At 76.8% G+C, this 1,778-nt stretch carries 1 protein-coding gene; it reads right to left on the bottom strand.

Annotated elements, in window-relative coordinates; genetic code table 11:
* Positions 1-166 precede the first annotated feature (166 nt).
* Complete coding sequence (locus ACSNOD_RS30920) at positions 167-1,729, bottom strand: bifunctional phosphatase PAP2/diacylglycerol kinase family protein (protein WP_436770392.1); 1,563 nt, start codon at positions 1,727-1,729, stop codon at positions 167-169.
* Between the last annotated feature and the right edge of the window lie 49 nt (positions 1,730-1,778).

The following is a 1,778-nucleotide window of genomic DNA, read 5'->3' as shown; positions in this document are numbered from 1 at the left end:
CCGCCTTGCGATCGCACGCACCAGACGCCGCCAGGCCCGCCCTCCGGGCGGACGACGCTACTTTGAAGACACTCCCTAGGCCGCGCCCCCGCCTCCTCTCCGCCGGTCCCGCACCCTTCCCCCGAACCGGCTCGTGTCACCGGGCCGTGGACCCCGCCCGCTCACCTCACTCCGCCAGCGGCGTCACGCTCTCCGGCTGGTTCCACACCGGCCGGTACACCGTCAGCGCCTCCTCCACCTTGTCGATCAGCAGCCCGGACGGCGCCGGCCGCACCTCGCCGTCGTACGCCATGTGCGTACCGTTCGGCAGCCCGGAGACCCGCACCTGGCGGGGCCGGCCCGTCGCGTAGACCGGCGAGCGCCGCAGCAGGCCCGCCAGGCCGGCCGCCATCAGCCGGGTGCGGGCGAACCGGCCCGCGTGCGCGATCCGCACGTCCAGCAGGCCGTCCGCCAGGTCGAAGCGGCGCACCGGCGCCACCCCCACGCTGCGATACGTGCCGTTGCCCACGAACAGCAGCCACATGGAGTGCCGCCGCCCGTCCACCCAGGCCCGCACCGGCCGCGCCGTGCGCAGCACCCGCACCGTCGCCAGCACGCTCGCCGCCGGGCCGCCGATCCGTGGCGACCACCGCTCCCGCAGCCGTACGAGATCGGGGTACGAGCCGATGCTGAAGGTGTTGAGGAAGTACGCCCGCTCGTCCGGCGACGGCGTCCCGAACGGCGTCTCCGGGGTCAGCCGCCCCAGGTCGACGCGGACGGCCGTGCCCGCCGCCACCGCCTGGCAGGCGTCCAGCACGGTCTCCACCCCGAGATCGGCGGCGAAGTGATTGAACGTGCCACCGGGCAGCACGGCCAGCGGCACATCGTGGCGCAGCGCCGTCGTCGCCGCCGCGTTCACCGTGCCGTCGCCGCCGCACACACCCAGCGCCCCACCGCAGCGCGCCGCCTCCCGCGCCGCCTGGGACAGCACCTCCGGCAGCGGCCCCGCCTCCGGCTCGTACAGCACCACCTCGGCCTTCGGCAGTGCCGTGCGCAGCACCCGCACCGGGTCGCCGAACTGCGGCTGCACCCCGGACGCCGGGTTGACCACCACGATCAGCCCGTCCCCGTCCGGCAGTGCCGGCGCGTCCGCGCGGGGCCGCGCCGGGGGCGGCAGTTGTGAGCGGGACGGAGCCATGCCGCGCACCGCGAACGCCGCCCCCGCCCCCAGCGCCGCGCCCGCGAGCACGTCGCTCGGGTAGTGCACCCCGGTGTAGACACGGGAGAACGCCACCGACGCGGCCACCGGCGCCAGGGCCGCGCCCAGCCGCCGCGACTCCAGCGCCGCGCCCACCGCGAAGGCCGCCGCCGAGGCGGAGTGCCCCGACGGGAAGGACGTGGTGATCGGCTGCCGGGCCAGCCGGCGGATCAGCGGCACCGCGTCCAGCATCGGCCGGTCCCGGCGCACCGACCGCTTCGCCACCGTGTTGACGGTCGCGGAGGCGAGCGCGAGCGACGCCACGCCGCGCACCGCCGCGCGCCGGCCCCGCGGACCGCCCAGCGCCCACATGGCGGCGGCCGCGCCGAACCACAGCAGCCCGTGATTGGCACTGCGGCTGAGCCGGGGCAGCACCCGGTCGGCCCCCGGCCAGTGCCGGGCCGCCACGGTGTGGAACGCGGCGATGTCGCGTTCGCGCAGGCGCTGGGCGAAGGGGACGCGCGGGGGGCGGTGGGTGCCGATGCGGTTCATGACCACCATGTACCCACGGGCGCGGACATCACGTCGCGCCCGTGGGTAC

The sequence above is a fragment of the Streptomyces sp. URMC 123 genome (genome assembly GCF_051386515.1).
Classification (GTDB): Bacteria; Actinomycetota; Actinomycetes; order Streptomycetales; family Streptomycetaceae; genus Streptomyces.
Note: the sequence above shows the minus strand (reverse complement) of the source record. Positions and strands in the feature narration are given on the sequence as shown.